Origin of the sequence: Oceanisphaera profunda (assembly GCF_002157895.1) — a bacterium.
In the GTDB taxonomy this organism is placed as follows: Bacteria; Pseudomonadota; Gammaproteobacteria; order Enterobacterales; family Aeromonadaceae; genus Oceanimonas; species Oceanimonas profunda.
Genome location: NZ_CP021377.1, coordinates 1,696,052 through 1,715,435, shown reverse-complemented (window position 1 = coordinate 1,715,435; position 19,384 = coordinate 1,696,052). Strand labels below are relative to the sequence as shown.

Sequence of the window (19,384 nt, the reverse complement as noted above, 5' to 3'; positions counted from 1 at the left end):
ACTGTGCTACTTAAGCCTGTGTTGCTTGAGTGGCAGTTTTCTCTGATGGTATAACAAATATGATTTTTAACGAGGTTAACCGTGATTAAAACCGCCATTATCGGCTACGGCCAGTCTGCCAGTATTTTTCATTTACCTTTTATCGATAGCTTGGCGGACTTTGAACTGGTCGCCATTAGCACCTCTAAGCCAGAGCTGGCGGCAGAGGAATGGCCAAATGTGGCTGTGTACACAGATGTAGATCTGATGCTGGCCGAGTCCGGTGCAGAGCTAGTGGTGATCACAGCTCCTAACGAAGTGCACTACGAGTTAGGGCGCAAGGCCTTGAGCTTGGGGCTGCATGTGGTGATGGAAAACCCCACCGTCACTCAGCTGCATCAAGGTACAGAGTTAATGCGCTTAGCTGAAACTAATAACCTGTGCTTGATCCCATTTCATAACCGCCGCTGGGACAGTGACTTTTTAACGTTACGCAAATTACTGGCAGATGGCACCTTGGGCCCAATTCATGGTTTTGAATCCCACTTTGATCGCTTTCGCCCTCGGGTACGGGTAGAAACCCCAGGTGTGGGTGCCGGTATTTGGTTTGATTTAGGCGGGCATTTAGTCGATCAGGCGTTGGTATTATTTGGTAAGCCACAAGCGGTGACGGGCCGTTGTTTATCGATGCGCCCAGGTGGCAAAGTGACGGACTACTTTCATGTGCTGTTGCATTACCGCGATAAAGAAGTGATTTTGCATTCCAGCCCTTATCATCCCGGACCGAGTTTACGCTTTAAGTTACAGGGCGAACTGGGCTGCTATATTAAGCGTGGCTTTGATCCGCAAGAAGAGCGTCTGCAAAACGGCATAGTGCCGGACTCGCCGTATTTAGCGAAAGAAGCAGAAACCGACTACGGTATTTTCTATTCCGATGATGATGCACAAGTGATTGAGTCTGAGGTGGGCGGTTATCGTTACTTCTATCAAGCCACGGCCAAGGCAATTCGCGGCGAAGCGCCGCCACCTGTGACCATGCAAGACGCATTAGATGGACTTAATATTATTAATATTGCAGAAAAGAGCTCGGCTGAAGGTCGTACTTTGCCCTTAACGGCGACCAGCTTTAGAGAATAATCGTCAGCCGTATACTTTAAGTTTACGGCTGTCCGAAGGGCCAGAGCCAAGTGTCTTTTTGCCACGGAATACACGGAACCCACAGAAGAATTCAGGTACGAAAAGTGATAGGGATCAGAGCTTTAATGGTAAGAGCCTGCCTGCTGATGAACTGATATTTAGCCCTTACCCATTAAAGTCCTTTCAGAACTATCCCTATTTTCCGTGCCTTCTGCTCTTTTCCGTGGCAAAAATAGCCCTAGTCTTGAGTTTTTGTTCTCGCCCTTTGTTTGGCTTACGGCTTCAAGCTTACTGCTCCCCGAAGGGGCTGGCTTTAAGCTGTTAATTTTACAGTAATGGTATTACTCGGCAGTAACGTCAGCATCTTGTTCAGAGCTGGGCTCTGCGCCGTGGCGGCGTTGCAGGGCTAGGCCTTGTAAGAAGTTACGTAAGAACTGGTCGCCACAAGCTTTGAAATGTTTATGGTCGGGTTTGCGAAACAAAGAAGTTAGCTCAGGCTTTCTGACAATAAAACCGGCTAAGGCCAGCAAGTTTAAAATATCTTCTTCTTTTAGCTGTAAGGCCACGCGCAGCTTTTTAAATACCTGATTATTCATCGGCTCGGCACCTTCAGCTTTAGGCGCAGGTCCACCTTCGCGTGGGCCTCTTTCTTGTAATACTAAGCCATCTAAAAAGCCCAACAGTTGCTCATTGCTGCAGCTGTGGTAGTTCTCATCTTCTTCTTTGGCGAGCAAGGCTAAAAACTGCGCTTCATCAATCTCAATACCACCTTGAGCAAACAGGGCGAGTGACTGAGCATCTTTTAAATCCAGTGAGTAACGCACGCGGCGTAAAATATCGTTATTAGTCATCTTATTTAGGCTCCACTTTTTTAGCTTCTTCTGGCTTATCTTCGGCTTTTTTCACGCGAATTTTTTCACCGTCTACTTCGATACCGTTCAAGCTTTTGATGGCGGCTTTAGCTTGAGCAGGGTTTGGCATAAAGGCAAAACCAAAACCTTTTGAGTTCTTGGTATTAGGATCCATAACCAGATGGAAGTACTGCACTAAGCCGTAAGGGGCGAGCAGTGCTAAGATTTTTTCTTCGGTGGTGAGGCGAGATAAGCCTCGGATCATAATCTTCATGGGTTCTCCAAAATAATAAGTTGGCGCCTTATCTTAAGATGATAAGCCGATCATTAAGTGGTTGTTTATAAAATGGGCTGGCATAAGCCTGAATGCTTAATGCAAGGGGTCGCGAGTGTAGCAGTTTGTCTGGCTAACGTCTGCCTGCTTATGCCTCGCTGTTTAGAGAATAGCACCGTGATTCGCGACCCAAAAAAGCCGACCCATTGGGGGCCGGCTTGGTGTGAGAGGTGGTTAGGGTGTAAAGCCTGCGCTTGAAACTTAACTTTCTAAACTGCGAATACGTTGGCGCAAGATAGAAAAATCAAAGGTCTGACGGTTAGGCATAAACTGCAATAACACAGAGACCAGCACAGGTACTAAGCTCGCCAGCAAGAAAGACTCTAATAGATACTCTATTTCGGCCCCTGGGGCTGGGAACAACCACAAGCCTGCAACTAAGCCAGCAGCGGTACTGAGCACGGCGTTATAGGCTTGATAACGGGCGCTATAAAAGCCAAAAAATACCGGAAAAGCCGCGGCACAACAGAGTAGGTCGGCCAATAAAAACAGATACAAGACGCTAAAGCCTTGAGACGCCACTATTAATACCGGAATCGAGATCAACACAATCAGCCAGCGCGATAAACCCAGCAGGCGGTTGGCACTAAAATCCGGCAACATGCGGCGTAAGTCGACCACTATCATGCTAGAAATACCACTGATAGTAGAGTCGGCACTGCTCATGATCAATGCTAAGCCAAAGGGCAATAAACCAATCACAAACCACATTGGAATATTTGACAGTAGTACATCAAATACCGCCACCGAGCCATCTCCGGCTAAGCCTAAACCGACGAAGGCTAAGCCAAATAATCCCATAATAAAAATGAAGACGAAGCTCACTAGGCCACTGACGATAAAACCGTTACGAATGGCCTTATTGTCTTGGGCTGCAAAAATACGCTGCCAAGTGCCTTGGTAGAAGAGGCCGGTGAGTACCACCGCAATAAAAAAAGTCAGTCCCGACTTAAAGCCATTCATATCAAAGGGATTAAGTAACTCAGGCGCTTTTTCTTTGAGACCAGCGATGGTGGGACCAATGTCGCCCACCGCTTGCCAGCCAAACATAATCAGCAGTAATAAAAACGGCAGTATTACTATGATTTGCAGACGGTCGGTAAAAATGGTGACGCGCAGGCCGCCGTATAAGGTGTAGAGCAGAGTGGCTAGCATCACGATAGAGGCGGTGGCCCATAAGGGCACGGGTGCCAGCAAACTTACCATTTTCGCGACGGCAGTGAGGCCTGCGGTCAGTGAGATAAACATATAGAACATCATGATCACCATCACGAAGCAATACATGGTTTTACCGTAGCGGTGCAGCACAAATTCAGTGAGGGTGTGGCCTTCTGGGATCAGCTCGCGCAGCCTTTTACCTAAGGGGATCATCATAAAACGAGGTGCAAGTGAGCCCAGCGCATAGCCGATCACCGCTCCTATACCACCCCAAGTGGCGGCTTCTGCTGGGCCAAATAATATCCAAGCGCCGAGGGTGGTGGCTAATAAGGTCAGCATAGTGGCCATGCCGTTTTGACTATTACGAGCCACTACAAAGTCTTCGATGTTGTCTTGTTGGCGGCGCGCATAATATAAGCCGGGTATGGCGAACATGGCGGCAAATAAACAGAGCCAAAGAATGGCTTCGGTGGTGCTAAGTAGCATGAATTCTCCCTTTGCCTAAAGGCAAACATGATAAACATCGTCAGTCATTGACGGTTATATGGGCGATAGTATGCCGGAGAATACGGGCGCAGAGAGGGAGTGTAAGACTTGTTCCTTCCCTTCGCCGGCATTATCCGGATCAGGTTCTAAGGGTTACCGCTGCAAGTAGCGGAATCTCAGCCGATTCGGGTGCAATCTCTGCACCTTAGGCTCCCCCAGGAATGACGATGAGAGTAAGAATAAATGTGATGCTTGTCAAATATTGGACTTACGTGAGGTGGGAGGTAGAGGCCGCTTTAGCTGGCCGATGGCGCGTAGCGGCATAAAGTGATCAAACAAGATGATATTTCCAAACCAAGCTCCTGACATACGTCAGAATGACGGTGAAAAAAGCCCCGAGCTTGGCTCTGGGCTTTTTATCTAGGTTGGTGCTTATCGTTTTGCTGCGCAAAACCGGCCGGATAAATCGGCCTCTACGGAATTAGCAAAACTCTCGCATTTCAACCTAGGCGGAACGGGTTAAAACATCACACCAAAATCGAGATCCTGACGTGCGTCAGGATGACGGCATAAAAAAGCCCCGAACCATAGGTTCGGGGCTTATTATTTCGCTGGGCGCTGGGCGCTGGGCGCTGGGCGCTGGGCGCTGGGCGCTGGGCGATAAGTTATTTAACCATCCAGCTGATGGTTTCACCGGCGCGAATTGGCACCAACTCTTGACCACCTAAGGGCAGGGTGGCGGGCACAGACCAGGTCTCTTTCATCAAGGTAATGGTGTCTGAGTTGCGTGGCAGGCCGTAAAAGTCGGGGCCGTTATGGCTGGTAAAGGCTTCCAGTTTATCCAGAGCACCCGCTTCTTCAAACACTTCTGCATACAGCTCAACGGCGGCATGAGAGGTATAAGCGCCAGCACAACCACAGGCGGTTTCTTTATTTTGCTTAAAGTGCGGCGCCGAGTCGGTGCCGATAAAGAATTTCTTATTACCACTGATGGCCGCGCGCACTAACGCTTGCTGATGGGTGTTGCGCTTTAAAATCGGTAAGCAGTAATAGTGCGGACGAATGCCACCCACCAGCATGTGGTTACGGTTAAACATCAAGTGATGGGTGGTAATGGTAGCCGCTACGTTATCACCGGCTTGCTCTACAAACTTAACTGCGTGCTCGGTAGTAATGTGCTCGAGGACGATTTTCAGATTAGGAAAATCACGCACTACGTCGGGCAAGATAGTCTCAAGAAACACCTTCTCGCGGTCGAAAATATCCACGCTGGCGTCGGTCACTTCGCCGTGTACCAATAACAAGATACCGGTTTCTTGCATCACTTCCAGCACCGAGTAAATATTCTTCACGTCAGTTACGCCGGAGTCCGAGTTGGTGGTGGCACCCGCTGGATACAACTTACAGGCCACGATTTTACCGCTGGCTTTGGCACGACGGATCTCTTCTGGATCTGTCTTATCGGTGAGGTACAAGCTCATCAAAGGTTCAAACAGGCTGCCTGATGGGCGCACGGCCGTTATCTTGTCGTAATAAGCCAGCGCCAGCTCGGTAGTGGTGGCCGGCGGCAAAAGATTAGGCATCACTAAAGCGCGACCTAAATAACGGCTAGCATCAGCCACTGTGTCTTTGAGTTGTTCGCCATCACGCAGGTGTAAATGCCAATCATCAGGGCGGGTAATGGTCAGGCTCGTCAGTTGTGTGCTCATTGGGTGGGTTCTCCATTGCATCCAGGCGGCCATTATCCACTGCCGAGCTGTTTTAACCAAATCCCCATTAACGTGAGGGGTGAAGAGTAAGGTGTTAGGGTGACAACAACTGTGAGTCTGCAGACTTACGGTTAGGTTTTTCATCTCACTCCTTACGCCTCACTCTTCACTTTATTTATGCTATGGTCTAGCTCGTGACACGGGGTGTCTGGCAGCACATCTGCCTGGCTGAGATAACACCCGTCGAACCTGATCCAGTTCATACTGGCGAAGGGATGTCAGCCATTCGGCTCTCGGCAACGCTGCCCATCTGCCTTCGCCTCTGACTTTTTAGAGGTAGTAAAAGCCCATGCAACACAACCAAACCGATCCTCAAAATCTGCACACTGCACAGCCATTCGAGCAACAGTTGGTATTAGTCACCGGCGGCGCTCGCGGCTTAGGTGAGCATTTAGTGCGTGCCTTCTTGCGTGAAGGTGCCAAGGTGGTCATCAACTATTTAAACAGTGCCGAGGCCGCCCAACAGCTGGCGTCCGATTACCCTGCTCAGGCGCTAGCCATACAAGCTGACGTGACCGATGCGGCGGCTGTGCAAGCTCTGTTTGCCGAGGCGAAAGCCCATTTTGGTCAGCCCATTACCACTGTTATCAATAACGCCTTGCCGGCTTTCTCATTTAATGGCGATGCCCGTGAAAATGCCGACCAATTAAGCTGGAGTAATGTGCAGCAGCAGTTTGAAGGTGTGGTTAAGGGGGCGTTAAACACCACCCAAGCCGCCCTTACCGGTATGCGCGAAGCGGGCTTTGGTCGTATCGTGAATATTGGTACCAATCTGTTCCAAAACCCAGTAGTGCCATACCACGACTACACGGCTGCCAAAGCCGCATTACTCTCGCTGACCCGCACCCTTTCTCAAGACTTAGGTCCTGACCAAATCACCGTAAACATGGTATCTGGCGGCTTGCTGCGCACCACCGATGCCTCTGCGGCCACCCCAGAAGCGGTGTTTGATTACATTGCCGCCGCCACACCGCTGCGCCGCGTTACTACGCCCGCTGAATTTGCCGATGCCACTTTATTTTTTGCCTCACCTTGGTCACGCTCTGTCACCGGCCAAAATTTGGTGGTGGATGGCGGCTTGGTGAAAAACTAATGGCAGCACAACTATTGGTAAATCAACAATTAGCAGATCAACAAGCCCCACGCATGATGCACCTGAACGTATTTTTATTTGGTTGTGGCCATCATAAGGGCGCGTGGCGCCATCCTAAATCGTCGGTAGAACGTTTAGGCGACATCAGTTTTTTCGAAGAATTGGCGCAAACCGCCGAGCGTGGCAAGTTGGATGCGGTGTTTTTTGCCGACGGCCAATCCGCGGGTAATGTGTCCGATGGCAGCTGGTGGTTTTTAGAACCGTTAACGGCCTTGGCCGCCATGAGCCGTGCCACCGATAAAATCGGCCTGATCAGCACAGTGTCCAGTACCTTTTACACGCCGTTTCACGCGGCGCGCTATATGGCGTCCTTGGATCATATCTCTGGCGGTCGTATGGGCTGGAACGTGGTGACGTCTATGTTTGATATGGAAGCGCGTAACCATAACTACGAAGCCATGCCGGTGCATGCCGACCGCTATCGCCGCGCCGATGAGTTTGTGGATGCAGTGCTTAAACTCTGGGATTCTTGGGAAGCTGACGCGCTTAGTTTTGATCGCGCTGGTCACTATGCAGATCCGACCAAGGTGAACGCCATTAACCATAACGGCGAGTTCTTCTTGGTGGATGGCCCGCTTAACGTGCCACGCTCGCCCCAAGGGCATCCGGTTATGTTTCAAGCTGGCGCCTCTGAAGAAGGTCGAGAATTAGCCGCGCGCCGCGCCGAAGGTATTTATGCGGTGGCGTACGACTTGCCGGCGGCCCAAGAATATTACCGAGACATTAAACGCCGCGTGCAGGCTGCCGGTCGTGAAGTTAATGTGCCCATCATGCCGGGCTTAGTCACTTATGTGGCGGCCACCGAAGAAGAGGCTAAAGCCAAGCAGCGCGAGCTGGATGAGCTATTACCCGTTGATGCCTCATTGCGCCAGCTCGGTTTATATACTCAACAAGATTGCATGAACTGGGAATTAGATAAGCCAGTACCTGAGCTGCCATCTTTGGCTGAATTTACTGGCCCTAAAGGCCGCTACAGCACCATTTTACGCATTATAGAAACCGAGCAGCCGACGGTGCGCCAGTTATTGGGTCGTTTAGCCGCCGGTGGTGGCCATTGCACTATAGTGGGAACGCCGGTGCAAATTGCCGACCAGATGGAGCTGTGGTTTAACAATGAAGGCGCCGATGGTTTTAATCTAATGCCGCCTTCATTGCCCTACAGCCTTAATGACTTTGTGGATCAGGTGGTGCCCGAGCTACAGCGCCGTGGTCTATTTCGTCGCGATTATGAAACCGATACCTTACGCGGCCACTTAGGTTTGGCTAAGCCGTAACTGACCGTGAGGGGGAAAGGGTGAGGCGTAAAGCCTCCCCCCATGCCCCCTCTCTTTCGGAATCCATATTTTACTGCTCACTCCTCACTCATCACTCTTCACACCTCCGCTGCACTAAAAACCACCTATGCTAAAAAGCGTGTCTATTAACTCTTTTTTCAGCTTTAGGAGCTAGCATGCAAATCTTGATGGTGATGACCTCTCACGAAAAATTAGGCGACAGTGGCAAAAAAACCGGCCTGTGGCTTGAAGAGTTTGCCGCGCCTTATTACTTATTTAAAGATGCGGGCGCCGATATTACCTTGGCAACGCCTCAAGGCGGTATGCCGCCTATAGATCCCAATAGTGTTGAGCCCGATGCGCTTACTCCGGCCACCGAGCGCTTTGAAGCTGATGCCAGTGCCAAGGCGCAATTAGCGAATACTTTTGAGCTAAAAGATTTTTCTGCCTTTGAGTTTGACGCGGTTTTTTATCCCGGCGGTCATGGGCCATTGTGGGATTTAGCCGAAGACCCGCATTCCATTAGTTTGATTCAAGCTATGCTGGCCGCTAATAAGCCGGTGGCTGCCGTGTGCCATGCACCGGGTGTGTTGCGCCATATTAATGCGGCTGATGGCTTGCCTTGGGTAAGTGGCAAGCGGGTGACGGGTTTTAGTAATAGCGAAGAAGCAGCGGCAGGGCTTACGGATATAGTGCCCTTCTTGGTGGAAGACATGCTTAAACAGAATGGCGGTGAATATCATAAAGCCGATGACTGGCAGCCTCATATAGAAACGGACGGTTTGCTGATCACCGGCCAAAATCCGGCGTCATCAGCGGCTACTGCCGAGGCCTTGCTGGCGCTACTTCAGTGACCCATTCATTAACGAGCCCTTCGGGCAGCTGTACGCCGTAAGCTTTAAGCTGTCAGTTAAAGATAAAGCCTAAGGGCGAGATCCTGACTTTCGTCAGGAAGACGGCATAAAGGCCGACCTATGCCGTCATATCGGGCCACGACCCGGTATCTTTATTTTTCCGTGGATTCCGTGGCAAAAATAGGTTTTATTTACTAGTTATTGCGGTTGGCGATAGTCTTCGCTCTAAGCGCTGCAACAGCGAGTCGATAATAATGGCCATCAGTGCCACCATAATGGCGCCTTGTAATACGAAAGCCATGTTGTCGGTGAGTAAACCGGCAATAATCACTTCACCAAACCCCTTTGCCGCTACCGTAGAGCCTATGGTGGCAGTACCTATGCTGATCACCAGTGATATGCGAATCCCCGCGACGATCAGCGGCAGTGCTAAGGGCAGCTCAACAAACCATAATTGCTGGCGCGGATTCATACCCATGCCACGAGCGGCGTCAGTGACTTGGCTGGGTACTTGCTGCAAACCGGTAACGGTATTTTCATAAATAGGCAGCATGCCATAGAGGAATAACGCCACTAAAGTTGGGGTTAACCCAAAGCCCAGCGCGGGGACCGCCAATGCCAATACTGCTACAGGTGGAAAGGTTTGACCTAAGTTGGCGATGGCTCGGGCCAGCGGTAAAAACTCTCGGCCACTGGCACGAGTCACCCAAATACCGCCGATTAAGGCTACTAGGGTGGCGGCGGCAATGGCAAGAAAAACGGCGGTGAGGTGCCAGAGTAACAGGTTAAATACGCTGTCTCGGCTATAAATAGCAGGGGTTCGCTCGTCGACAAAGTAACTAAATAGAGGCGTTAACCACTCGATATTAATGGTCATAATCAGTAATAGCAGCACCGGCAGGCCGGGCCCTAACCAACCACGAACAGTCGGTGTTTTCATGCTCGCGCACCCTGTTGTAGTAAGTCATGCATAGAAACCTGGCCTATGGCGTGTCCTGCGGCATCAACAACTTGCAATTGCTCTACTTGCTCCCAGATCAGTAATGCCATGGCTTCGCGTAAGCTGGCATCGGCATGAATATTGGGCAGCGGATGACTTACCACTGTTATTTTTGTAGTCATGATCTGGCTGACTTGTTTGGTACTTAACAAACGTAATGGTCGCTCACTGCCGCCAACGAGCTCTTGAACAAAACCGGCTCTAGGCTGACGCAATAATGCTTCTGGCGTATCTAATTGTAGTAGTTCGCCTTTATCCATGACCGCAATCACATCAGCCATTTTTATCGCTTCTTCTAGGTCGTGAGTCACCATAATGATGGTGATCCCCAGCAACTGCTGAACTTTTAATAGTTCATCTTGTAACAGTTCTCTAGTCAGTGGGTCTAGGGCACCAAAAGGCTCATCCATCAACAGTAACTCAGGCTTAGCTGCCAGAGCACGAGCCACGCCGACGCGTTGCTGCTCACCACCGGATAATTGATGCGGATATTTACCGGCAAAGGTGGCAGCATCGAGCTTAAATAAAGTCAGTAATTCGGTTACCCGTATATCAATATCCGCTTTTTTCCAACCGAGCAGCTTGGGCACGGTCGCAATATTTTGATAAATAGTACGATGCGGAAATAAGCCCACACCTTGAATGACATAACCGATGCGCCGGCGTAATTGCTCTGGCGGCAAGGTTGTTACATCTTGATTATTAATTAAAATTTGGCCCTGACTGGGTTCAATCAAGCGATTAAGCATGCGTAATGTGGTGGACTTTCCGCAACCGGAAGTTCCTACCAGCATACAGAACTGCCCGCTCTCTACTTTAAACGAAAGGTTCTTAACGGCGGTGTGATCGCCAAATTGTTTGCTGAGGTCTTTTACTTCAATCATGTTTTGTTGCCTCGTTGCAGGGCGATGAGAGTGTCGATTGCCATGGCAAATAAGAAAGCTAGTATCAGTGTCGGTACCGCACCGAGTATCACCAGATCGGTAGCCGTTTGGCCTAGTCCCTGAAAAATATAAGTGCCAAAACCACCACCGCCGATCAAAGCCGCAACGGCAACTAAACCGATATTCATGGTTACCACCACTCGTAATCCAGTCAGGATCACCGGTAACGCCAGCGGAAACTCCAGCTGCCACAAGCGTTGGCGCCGGCTCATGCCCATACCTCTGGCGGCGTCTCGCACCTTGCTATCAATTTGATCGAAGCCGAGCGCGGTATTACTCACAATAGGGAGCAAAGAGTAAAAAAATAGTGCGATTACCGCCGGTGTTGCGCCTATGCCACGGATCCCTAATTCGGATAACATGGGATAATGGTTGGCCAGTAAACTCAGCGGTATCATCAGCAGACCAAACATGGCGAGGCTAGGAATGGTTTGTAAGATATTAAGTACCGGAAAGACAGCCGCTTTTAAGTTGGGCGAGCGATGACAACGCACCCCTAACGGAATGCCGATTAAGACGGCGGGTATAATGCTGCCGAGTGACAGCTGCAAATGGCGAATCGCCTGATCCCAGAAGTTAGTTTGATTGTGATATTCCCGCAATAACGAGAGCGAGTCCCATTGGCCACTGGCTAGCAAGAACAGCACGGCTCCTACAATTAAAGTTACCAGAGCAAGACGAAGCAGCGGGCTGAGTGCCAGCTTAATGGTGGCATCGGTGATCAGTAGTGCCAGCCAGAAAATAGCCAACCAAAAGCCACCATTAAGAGAAACCCGCGCCAAAGGGCTAGCTTCAACTAACAATTGAGAAGCACTAATGCCTAGCGTATATATCAACGTAATTAACGTGACCAGGGTAAGTAATAAACGAAAGGTAATGGCTGTTTTGAATAGTGATAGCAAGCTAGTAAGTGCTAACAAAACAAGCAAGGGTGTGAGTGTGGTGAGGCTGGTTACATTCAGCAGGTCTATGCTCTGGCCGGGCATAATGCGGTTAGGTTGCAGGCTAACCAGAGGCAAAGTAAACAGCGACAGCAGTAGGGCAACGACCAGCGTACTCCCGACCTTGTCCAAATTAGAAAGCGTCAAAAAGACTCCTAGTATAGGATTTGCTCCGCCGACACTCTGCTTCAGGGATGAAACAGAGTGTGTAACGGGGGAATTTATAGCGAGTCAGCAAAGTAGGCGGTTTGGCCTCTGCTAATTAGTCCTACAAAAATCCTTTTTCGGATAGATAACTTTTGGCAACTGCTTCAGGGCTTTCGCCAGCGATAGCGATGCGGCTATTTAATTGCTGCAGAGTTTTGACATCTAGGGACTGAAAAATAGGCTCCAAAATAGTCGCAATTTCTGGGTGAGCCTGCAAAATCTGCTCACGCACTATGGGAGCGGGAGCGTAAACCGGTTGTACACCCTTATCATCTTCCATCACCACTAAACCAACCGAAGCGATAGCCCCGTCGGTGCCGTATACCATGGCGGCATTAGTATCGTCGGTTTGCAGTGCCGCCGCTTTAATGGTGGCGGCCGTGTTGCCACCGGCCAGCACCAGCAGTTGTTTATCAGTCAGTGTAAAATCATAGGTTTGCTGAAAGGCAGGTAATACCGCTGGGCTGGAGACAAATTCAGCTGATGCGGCTAATTTAACCTCGCCACCTTGGCTAACGTAGCGGCCAAAATCAGACATGGTTACTAACTGATTATTGTCGGCAATATCTTGGCGCAGTGCGATGGCCCAAGTGTTATTCGCATTGGCTGGCGCTAACCAAATCAGCTGATGTTGGTCATAATCCATTTGTTTGGCTTGCTGGTAGCCCTTCTGAAAATCTCTCCATACTAGGTCTTCTTCCTGATGATGAAAAAAGGCCGCATTGCCGGTGTATTCCGGATAAATATCAATTTCACCAGAAATAATTGCCTTGCGCACTATGGGGGTGCCACCCAGCTGAGAACGATTTTCTACCTTAAGGCCAGCATCTTTTAGCGCTAAATAGATAACATTGCCCAGCAAACCGCCTTCGGTATCTATCTTGGAGGATACCACTATGGCATCGGTAGCCAGGGCGGGCATAGTCATCACCAAAGAAAGACTAAACATGGCCGAAGCCAACGACTTTTTCATGTTATTAATCCTTGTCTCAACATTAATTACTAATAAGCATACTTTATGCAAAGCTTATCTTGCGGTAAACCGTTAACCCTTACCAATCCCCTCATATAAACCGCGCCACACCTGAGTTTGAGAGCAGTAGTGGCAAGAAACGACGAAACTCTACTGTGGTACTGCGTAACTTAGAAAATTTCCTATCCCTAGGCACAATGCGGTCTCAGCTGATTTTTGGGGTTAGTGCATATTTAGATTGTGCAGCTAACATGACGCGATCTGCTATTAAAATGAGGGGATTACTAAGCCGTTAACCCCAATCCAATCTTCATTCGACTCAGTTTTTAGGTGGTGTTTCACTACCCGTTTTCGCTTTTTTCTTAGCTTCAAAGTCGAACTGTATATTTAACGGCCGCCATATTCCCTGCTGAGAAAAACACTCCCAGCCCCAACGCAACCAACCTAACAAGGCAAAAGCCAGCCACAGTGCCCAGCCCAACATCAGCAAGCGATACACCCATAGTGGTACCGATAATACCCAAGCTTGGGGTAAGTTTCCGGCACTGCGGTCTTGATACCAGCGTAAGGTGTTTGCATAAGAGCCATGGCCGCTAATTTGCATATTCGGCAAACCCAACAAGCCCTGTTGAATGGCCAAGAACAGAAAGCCTAGCGCCAATAGACTCAGCAGCACCAAGCCAATTTGTGCCAGATTAAAGGCCGCGCCCGCCGCTTGATGCTGCCAACGGCCGCGCAAGCCCAGCGCCAGCAGCCACGCCACTACCACCAGCGCCATCCACAGTGGCACTTGGCTTAAGCCGATACCCAATAATAACCAGTGGTGAAAGCGCAGCGGTGTAAAGCGCACACGGCTCAGACCAAAGGCCAGCAAGACGATAATTAGCAGTAAGCTCCAGAACAATACCGCCGGCCCCATGGGCGGGCCCGAGGCCCATAATATCCAACGGTCATCGCCTAAGGTGAGCTGAATATCGTTATTGACGCTGGCGCTATTCAGCACAATGTGGGGCGTGTTAAAGAGGGTGGCAATGCCGGGCTGCTGGCGCCAGTTAATCTGTATCTGTTGCGCGCCGGGCGTTAATGGGAGCAGCAAGCTGTGATCTGCTTGCTGGCGCAAAGTATGGCTTCTACCGTTAATAAGTACTGATTGCAGCTCTATTTGCTCGGGCAGTTGCACGCTATGCTGGCCGCCTTGGCTACTACGCACTTGTAACCTTAAGTCCACGTCTACTGCTTTGCGTCCTGTGGCTAAGTTTAACTGGCTACTATCTATGGTTAGGGTTTGCCCCGGCACCCCGGCTGGTCGGCTAATGTGCAAGGTTAGCGACTCACCTGGCCACGGATGCCACACCGGCAGCCAAGTATTTTGTTCGCCGCCTTGCGCGCTATTGGGTTGGCTCTCCACTAAGCCACTGCTTTCTACGTGCCAGATGGCGCTGCTATCTAGGCGCCACACTTCACTCCAACGAGTAGTATCGGCGGCGGTGAGCGTTAACTCAGCGGATTTATCTAAGCGCGATTGCCAATGAGCGCTCGTTTGATCCGCCTGCAAGGTGAGCTGCAAGTTACCGTCTTTGACGGTGAGGCCATCCGTGAGCAGCGATTCGCCTTTTAAGAGCGGCAGGCTCAAGATAATGGGCTGACCTAAAGGAGAAACGCGGCTTACTTGGGTGTCTACCTGCCAGTCCAGCCCTAATTGCACGGTGCGCGTAACTTGCACGAAGTCCGGTTGCGGGCCGCTCGCTAACTGAGCCGCTCCCGCTTGGGAGCCAGCCTGTGCTTGGGCGCGACTAAACTGTAGCGGGCTTTTAGGTACGCCATTATCATTGAGCCCACGCACCGCCCAGCCGTTAGCGATCACTTTTACATGACGGGGCACTAACGGTAGATCCAGCTGTAATTGCTCGCCATACAAGTCACCTTGCAGCTGTAGCTGATGAATACCCTTGCTCAGCGGTACATATAAGACTCCAGCCGCATCACGGCGTAAAGCTGTGGCCGGCTGCCCATCCACTAATACTGCCTTGAGCTGCCAATGAGCGTGAGCACGGGGCAAGGGGACGGCCACAGACGCTTGGGCATGGATTTCCAATTCCATGTTGAGCGGCTGAGGTGTGTGCTCAGCCCGGTTATCAGTCAAGTTATCAGGTACGTTTTCAGGCACGTTATTAGATAAGGCCGGTAAAACGAGGTGCAGCCTAGTGATTTGTGCGCATTCGGGCAGGCAGTCGGCGGGCACCAGTAAACGCGTTTTTAGCTCATTCAGTAATGCTTGATTAGGGATGTCCGCTTGGGCCGGCAAGGGCAAAGCTAATAGCAAAGGCAGTAATAAGCCGATGGGTAACAGGGCTGACCATAAGCGCGACTCTTGATAAAAACCGCGTTGGCGGCTGAGGGTAAAGCCCGCCATGCGCAGCATCAGCAGGCTGAGTAATAGCACCCTTAATAGGCTTAATGCCAGATTCATGGTCGGTGATAACAAGATTAAATTAATTTGTTGCGCCTCCTCTACCGGGCCATTCCAGCTCATGTCTATGTTGTTGGCATGCCACTGGGGCAGTCCGGGGCCGGTTTGTAACTTAGCATTGGGGTCTGCTTGATGCAGAGCTCGAGCGGGTGGGAGTGATTTGCTGGCCATGGGTGCCGCTGAGCCTTGGCGGCGCACATAGCTGTCGGTTAAGGATTGCACGGGTGAGGACTCAGATTTTAAAGACCGATACTCACCATCCCGAACATCGCCCATATCATCCGCTGCCGACATTTCTGCCTCTTGGGCAGATGAGTAGTGTTCTAGAGCCGTATTAGGTAAGTGATAACTCACTTTAGCCAGCTGCGGATACATGGCAAGCCTCACTTGTTCGGCCATAAAAGGCAGCGCAATCAACAGCAATACTGCTAAGCAAACACTGCGATACCCGATCATCGCTTTTCTGAGTAAGCCCGCGGGCAGCACTTTGAGTAAGGCGCTGGCGGCCATTAGATTGAGCCATACCCAGCGCGGCGGGCCAAAGCCTGAGCTTTCATGCCAGATTAATGCCAGCGTTACTAAGGTGAGCAAACCCCACCAGCCACCCCATAAGCGAAAAGCGGCCACGGCGGCAATTAACACCAAAAACAAATCCAGCAACGTCCAATGGGACAGCCAAGTGTTGGGTGCTTTATCCATGCCCGAGGCGGAAAGTAGGCTCCAACCGGGCGGCAAATATAGCCGAGTCTGTAAGGAGGCCAGATCCGTATTCCAACCGACCGCCGGCAAACTGCTAACAGAGCCTTGATAACGACTGTCGGCGATAAGATCTATGTTGCCTTGGCGAATTTCCACGCCCTTCAATTCAGAGCCTACTTGCTGAGTAATAAACTGCGGTTGGCCATTTAGGGTTACCTGACCCAGCTCTAATGCGGGGTTGGCCTCTAAGCGCCAACCTTGGTTGATTTGGCCGGTAAGCCGGTCTTGTACGCTATAGCCAGCGCCATCAAAGTCCAGCCACAGCTGGCGCCTTAGCTCAAGTTGATTGGGTTGTGGATCGGGATTGCCACGGCGAATTTCGCGCAACACCATGCGCTCGCCTTGGTTTACGCGATAGGCGGGCAGGCGTTGCCAGTCATTGGGCAAATTAGTTTGTTGTGGGTCTATCGAGCTGAGACTTTCCACTTCGACTAAGCGCAGCTGCGGTGCGGCTTCAAATACCCACACCTCTTGCTCAGGCCAAGGCGCTTTGATCGTAGGTAGGCTTATCTCATGCACGGCACTGGGGTGGCGACTAATCAGGGTGAGAGTCCAGCGGCCCGGGCGCACCTGTACTCTTAAACGGCCATCGGGCTCTATTTTGGCAGGCAAGGGGCTGTCGAGTTGCAAGGGGATTTGCTTATCCAGCAATACCGGGCCCAGCACTAGCTCGCGCTGCTCACCGGTTACCTCTAGCGTTATTTGATTGGTCACTTGTAGCGGATTGAGATCGCTTATTTTTCGAAACACCTGCAACGTGAGTGCATCTGAGGGCGGCGCCGTATTGGGCTGCTCAGTCTGGGACTTTGCCAACCACAGTAGCCCCTTGGTGTCGATATCCAGATCTCGTTTGGCTTGGTCATTAATAGTAAGCGCTAACAAGCCGCTAGCGGGCGGTAGCATCAGGCTCTTGGGCAGGGTATGCCATTGCCATTGGCCGCGGATCATATATTGGCCGGCGGCGAGTTTAACGCTGGGCCGGCCATTTTTTAAGGCGATAGGTTGTGGCTGATTATTAACCGTAACCTGTTGTGGCCAATGCTGAGTATCGCCCGGTAAGGGTACCCAGCTATCGCTATAAAGCTGCCATTGTTGGCTAAATTGTCCGCCGCGCTCGGTTAAGTCCAAGTTCAGCTGAGTAGGCCAAGCACAGGGCTGATCGTGAGCTTGATTGTATAAAAAAGGGCATAAGCGTTGCGGCTCATCGGCTAAGACCCACTCCACCCAAGGCTGCAAGGGCTCAGGTATAGGCGTGGTGGCGCGAGCTGAAAGGGCGCTTAAGTTGAGTAATAACAGCGTAAAAAACATCAGGTAACGCATAAGAATCCTTTCTTTGCTTAGCCAAACTCAGGCGGTGTGGTATTAGGCTTTAATCGCATCCTAACATGAAGACCTTAAAACATAGCCGCAGGAGCACAGTGAGGGGGTGACAAGTAAGCAGTGCAGTCTAAACTGGAGCATAAATGCAGTTTTTTTCTGTTAGCGGCCATTACTCAAGTAGCATAAAAAAGTAGCGAGATGTGCGCCTCGTTGCAAAATGCTGCAGTAGCGGTTTTTTTATAGTGACTTCTGCTATAAAGTCGCTGAAACATGATTGGATAAGATGGATTTTTACCATCAAAGGATGACTATGAACCAAACACAGCCCTTTTTATTGCGTTTAAGTAATCGCGTTAGCTTAGTGACGCAGATATTGATCGGTATTATTGCCGGCGTAGCGTTAGCTGTGCTGGCACCTTCGGCGGCCGAGTCGGCTGGCTTATTGGGTAACCTGTTTGTGAGCGCGCTAAAAGCGGTGGCGCCCATCTTAGTATTTGTGTTGGTGCTGTCTTCTATCGCCAACCATAAAAAAGGTAGCCAAACCAGTATCAAGCCTATTTTGGCTTTGTATCTGATTGGTACCTTTGTAGCGGCGCTGACCGCTGTGGTGATGAGTTTTATCTTCCCCACTACCTTGGTATTAGTCAGCACCGGCATTGAGGCCTCGCCGCCAGAAGGCATCGCCGAAGTGTTGCAAACTTTGTTATTCAAGATCGTTGATAATCCAGTAAATGCGCTACTCACAGGTAACTTTATCGGTATTTTGGCTTGGGCCCTTGGCTTAGGTATGGTACTGCGCCACGGTGCCGATTCCAGCAAGCATGTGTTTCGGGATATTTCCGATGGCGTGTCCAGCATAGTGCGCTTCGTTATCCGTTTGGCGCCTTTCGGTATCTTTGGTTTGGTAGCCAGCACCATAGCGGCCACCGGCTTTGATGCACTCTGGGGTTATGCACGGTTATTGGCAGTGTTAATCGGCTCCATGCTGATTATTGCGCTGGTGATGAACCCGCTGATCGTTTACTTCAAAATCCGCCGCAATCCGTATCCGTTAGTGTTTAAGTGCCTGCGTGAAAGTGGCGTAACCGCCTTCTTTACGCGTAGCTCAGCCGCTAACATTCCGGTGAACATGGAATTATGTAAGCGCTTAGACCTGCATGAAGACACCTATTCAGTGTCTATCCCTCTGGGTGCCACCATCAACATGGGTGGTGCGGCTATTACTATTACCGTACTCACCTTGGCGGCGGTGCATACCTTGGGCATCGAAGTAGATTTAGGCACAGCACTGCTATTAAGTGTGATCGCCTCCGTCTCGGCCTGTGGCGCATCCGGCGTGGCCGGTGGCTCCTTGCTGCTGATACCGCTGGCTTGTAGCTTGTTTGGTATTCCTAACGAAATCGCGATGCAGGTGGTAGCGGTGGGCTTTATTATTGGCGTGCTGCAAGACTCGGCAGAAACCGGCTTAAACAGCTCCACCGACGTACTGTTTACCGCCGCCGCTTGTCAGGCTGAAGAAGCGAAAGCTACCGCCTATCAGGCTGCAGAAAACAAAGCCATCGTGCGCTAGGCTTTAGCTGTCAATATAAAGATAAGCCCCGAGTCTGATGACTCGGGGCTTTTTTCTTTAAAAATCAGAGTTTCTTGCAACGGAAGAACGCTAAATCCACGGAAAAATAGTGATAAAATCTGAAAAAGATATTTTGTAAGGTCTCATCATTTAGGTAATAGCACTGGAGCAAAGTTATAAACTGGGCTCAAATCGGTTGAATACG

Annotated in this window: 14 protein-coding genes and 2 riboswitches; of the genes, 5 read left to right on the top strand and 9 right to left on the bottom strand. The window is 50.5% G+C overall.

Annotated elements, in window-relative coordinates; translation table 11 throughout:
• Positions 1 to 81 precede the first annotated feature (81 nt).
• On the top strand, positions 82 to 1,116 hold the full coding sequence (locus CBP31_RS07455; RefSeq protein WP_087035956.1) for a Gfo/Idh/MocA family oxidoreductase: 1,035 nt from the start codon (positions 82 to 84) through the stop codon (positions 1,114 to 1,116).
• 341 nt (positions 1,117 to 1,457) lie between these two features.
• On the opposite strand, the gene CBP31_RS07450 is transcribed toward CBP31_RS07455, so the two are convergent.
• The 4 genes from CBP31_RS07450 to pyrC all read right to left on the bottom strand — a co-directional run bounded on the left by CBP31_RS07450 (position 1,458) and on the right by pyrC (position 5,654).
• On the bottom strand, positions 1,458 to 1,967 hold the full coding sequence (locus CBP31_RS07450; RefSeq protein WP_087035954.1) for a YehS family protein: 510 nt from the start codon (positions 1,965 to 1,967) through the stop codon (positions 1,458 to 1,460).
• Between the two features lies 1 nt (position 1,968).
• Entirely contained in the window at positions 1,969 to 2,241 is a 273-nt protein-coding gene (locus tag CBP31_RS07445; protein WP_087035952.1) for an RNA recognition motif domain-containing protein, read from the bottom strand.
• A 261-nt stretch (positions 2,242 to 2,502) separates the two neighbouring features.
• Positions 2,503 to 3,945, bottom strand: coding sequence for a sodium:solute symporter family transporter (locus CBP31_RS07440; RefSeq protein WP_087035950.1), 1,443 nt, complete (start codon positions 3,943 to 3,945; stop codon positions 2,503 to 2,505).
• Between the two features lie 99 nt (positions 3,946 to 4,044).
• Positions 4,045 to 4,172, bottom strand: a riboswitch (TPP riboswitch).
• Positions 4,173 to 4,610: 438 nt separating this feature from the next.
• Positions 4,611 to 5,654 carry a dihydroorotase gene (gene pyrC, locus CBP31_RS07435; protein ID WP_169712992.1) on the bottom strand — a complete coding sequence of 348 codons (1,044 nt, stop codon included), beginning with the start codon at positions 5,652 to 5,654 and terminating at the stop codon, positions 4,611 to 4,613.
• Between the two features lie 190 nt (positions 5,655 to 5,844).
• Positions 5,845 to 5,947: riboswitch (TPP riboswitch) on the top strand.
• 56 nt (positions 5,948 to 6,003) lie between these two features.
• On the opposite strand from pyrC, the gene CBP31_RS07430 reads away from it, so the two are divergent.
• From CBP31_RS07430 to CBP31_RS07420, 3 genes are all read left to right on the top strand, one after another.
• Entirely contained in the window at positions 6,004 to 6,807 is an 804-nt protein-coding gene (locus CBP31_RS07430) for a 3-oxoacyl-ACP reductase (protein ID WP_087035947.1), read from the top strand.
• Entirely contained in the window at positions 6,807 to 8,141 is a 1,335-nt protein-coding gene (locus CBP31_RS07425; RefSeq protein WP_227875185.1) for an LLM class flavin-dependent oxidoreductase, read from the top strand. Before CBP31_RS07430 ends, CBP31_RS07425 begins: the two co-directional genes overlap by 1 nt.
• A 176-nt stretch (positions 8,142 to 8,317) precedes the next feature.
• Complete coding sequence (locus CBP31_RS07420) at positions 8,318 to 8,995, top strand: type 1 glutamine amidotransferase domain-containing protein (RefSeq protein ID WP_087035945.1); 678 nt, start codon at positions 8,318 to 8,320, stop codon at positions 8,993 to 8,995.
• A 187-nt stretch (positions 8,996 to 9,182) separates the two neighbouring features.
• On the opposite strand, the gene CBP31_RS07415 is transcribed toward CBP31_RS07420, so the two are convergent.
• The 5 genes from CBP31_RS07415 to CBP31_RS07395 all read right to left on the bottom strand — a co-directional run bounded on the left by CBP31_RS07415 (position 9,183) and on the right by CBP31_RS07395 (position 17,609).
• Positions 9,183 to 9,935: an ABC transporter permease gene (locus tag CBP31_RS07415; RefSeq protein ID WP_087035943.1), complete on the bottom strand. Its 753-nt coding sequence runs from the start codon at positions 9,933 to 9,935 to the stop codon at positions 9,183 to 9,185.
• Positions 9,932 to 10,879, bottom strand: a complete 948-nt coding sequence (locus CBP31_RS07410) for an ABC transporter ATP-binding protein (RefSeq protein ID WP_087035941.1) — start codon at positions 10,877 to 10,879, stop codon at positions 9,932 to 9,934. The genes CBP31_RS07415 and CBP31_RS07410 overlap by 4 nt, the downstream gene beginning before the upstream one ends.
• Positions 10,876 to 12,027 carry an ABC transporter permease gene (locus tag CBP31_RS07405; RefSeq protein ID WP_087035939.1) on the bottom strand — a complete coding sequence of 384 codons (1,152 nt, stop codon included), beginning with the start codon at positions 12,025 to 12,027 and terminating at the stop codon, positions 10,876 to 10,878. The genes CBP31_RS07410 and CBP31_RS07405 overlap by 4 nt, the downstream gene beginning before the upstream one ends.
• A 121-nt stretch (positions 12,028 to 12,148) precedes the next feature.
• Entirely contained in the window at positions 12,149 to 13,060 is a 912-nt protein-coding gene (gene osmF / locus CBP31_RS07400) for a glycine betaine ABC transporter substrate-binding protein OsmF (protein WP_087035937.1), read from the bottom strand.
• Between the two features lie 319 nt (positions 13,061 to 13,379).
• Positions 13,380 to 17,609 carry a hypothetical protein gene (locus CBP31_RS07395; RefSeq protein ID WP_174664626.1) on the bottom strand — a complete coding sequence of 1,410 codons (4,230 nt, stop codon included), beginning with the start codon at positions 17,607 to 17,609 and terminating at the stop codon, positions 13,380 to 13,382.
• 310 nt (positions 17,610 to 17,919) lie between these two features.
• Between CBP31_RS07395 and sstT the strand changes: the two genes are divergently transcribed.
• Entirely contained in the window at positions 17,920 to 19,179 is a 1,260-nt protein-coding gene (gene sstT / locus CBP31_RS07390) for a serine/threonine transporter SstT (RefSeq protein ID WP_087035935.1), read from the top strand.
• The last annotated feature ends 205 nt before the right edge of the window (positions 19,180 to 19,384 follow it).

Excerpts from the sequence above, each read along its gene's own strand:
- CBP31_RS07450 (WP_087035954.1), bottom strand. The coding sequence starts at position 1,967 with ATGACTAATAACGATATTTTACGCCGCGTGCGTTACTCACTGGATTTA.
- CBP31_RS07445 (WP_087035952.1), bottom strand. The coding sequence starts at position 2,241 with ATGAAGATTATGATCCGAGGCTTATCTCGCCTCACCACCGAAGAAAAA.
- CBP31_RS07440 (WP_087035950.1), bottom strand. The coding sequence starts at position 3,945 with ATGCTACTTAGCACCACCGAAGCCATTCTTTGGCTCTGTTTATTTGCC.
- pyrC (WP_169712992.1), bottom strand. The coding sequence starts at position 5,654 with ATGAGCACACAACTGACGAGCCTGACCATTACCCGCCCTGATGATTGG.
- CBP31_RS07430 (WP_087035947.1), top strand. The coding sequence starts at position 6,004 with ATGCAACACAACCAAACCGATCCTCAAAATCTGCACACTGCACAGCCA.
- CBP31_RS07425 (WP_227875185.1), top strand. The coding sequence starts at position 6,807 with ATGGCAGCACAACTATTGGTAAATCAACAATTAGCAGATCAACAAGCC.
- CBP31_RS07420 (WP_087035945.1), top strand. The coding sequence starts at position 8,318 with ATGCAAATCTTGATGGTGATGACCTCTCACGAAAAATTAGGCGACAGT.
- CBP31_RS07415 (WP_087035943.1), bottom strand. The coding sequence starts at position 9,935 with ATGAAAACACCGACTGTTCGTGGTTGGTTAGGGCCCGGCCTGCCGGTG.
- CBP31_RS07410 (WP_087035941.1), bottom strand. The coding sequence starts at position 10,879 with ATGATTGAAGTAAAAGACCTCAGCAAACAATTTGGCGATCACACCGCC.
- osmF (WP_087035937.1), bottom strand. The coding sequence starts at position 13,060 with ATGAAAAAGTCGTTGGCTTCGGCCATGTTTAGTCTTTCTTTGGTGATG.
- CBP31_RS07395 (WP_174664626.1), bottom strand. The coding sequence starts at position 17,609 with ATGCGTTACCTGATGTTTTTTACGCTGTTATTACTCAACTTAAGCGCC.
- sstT (WP_087035935.1), top strand. The coding sequence starts at position 17,920 with ATGAACCAAACACAGCCCTTTTTATTGCGTTTAAGTAATCGCGTTAGC.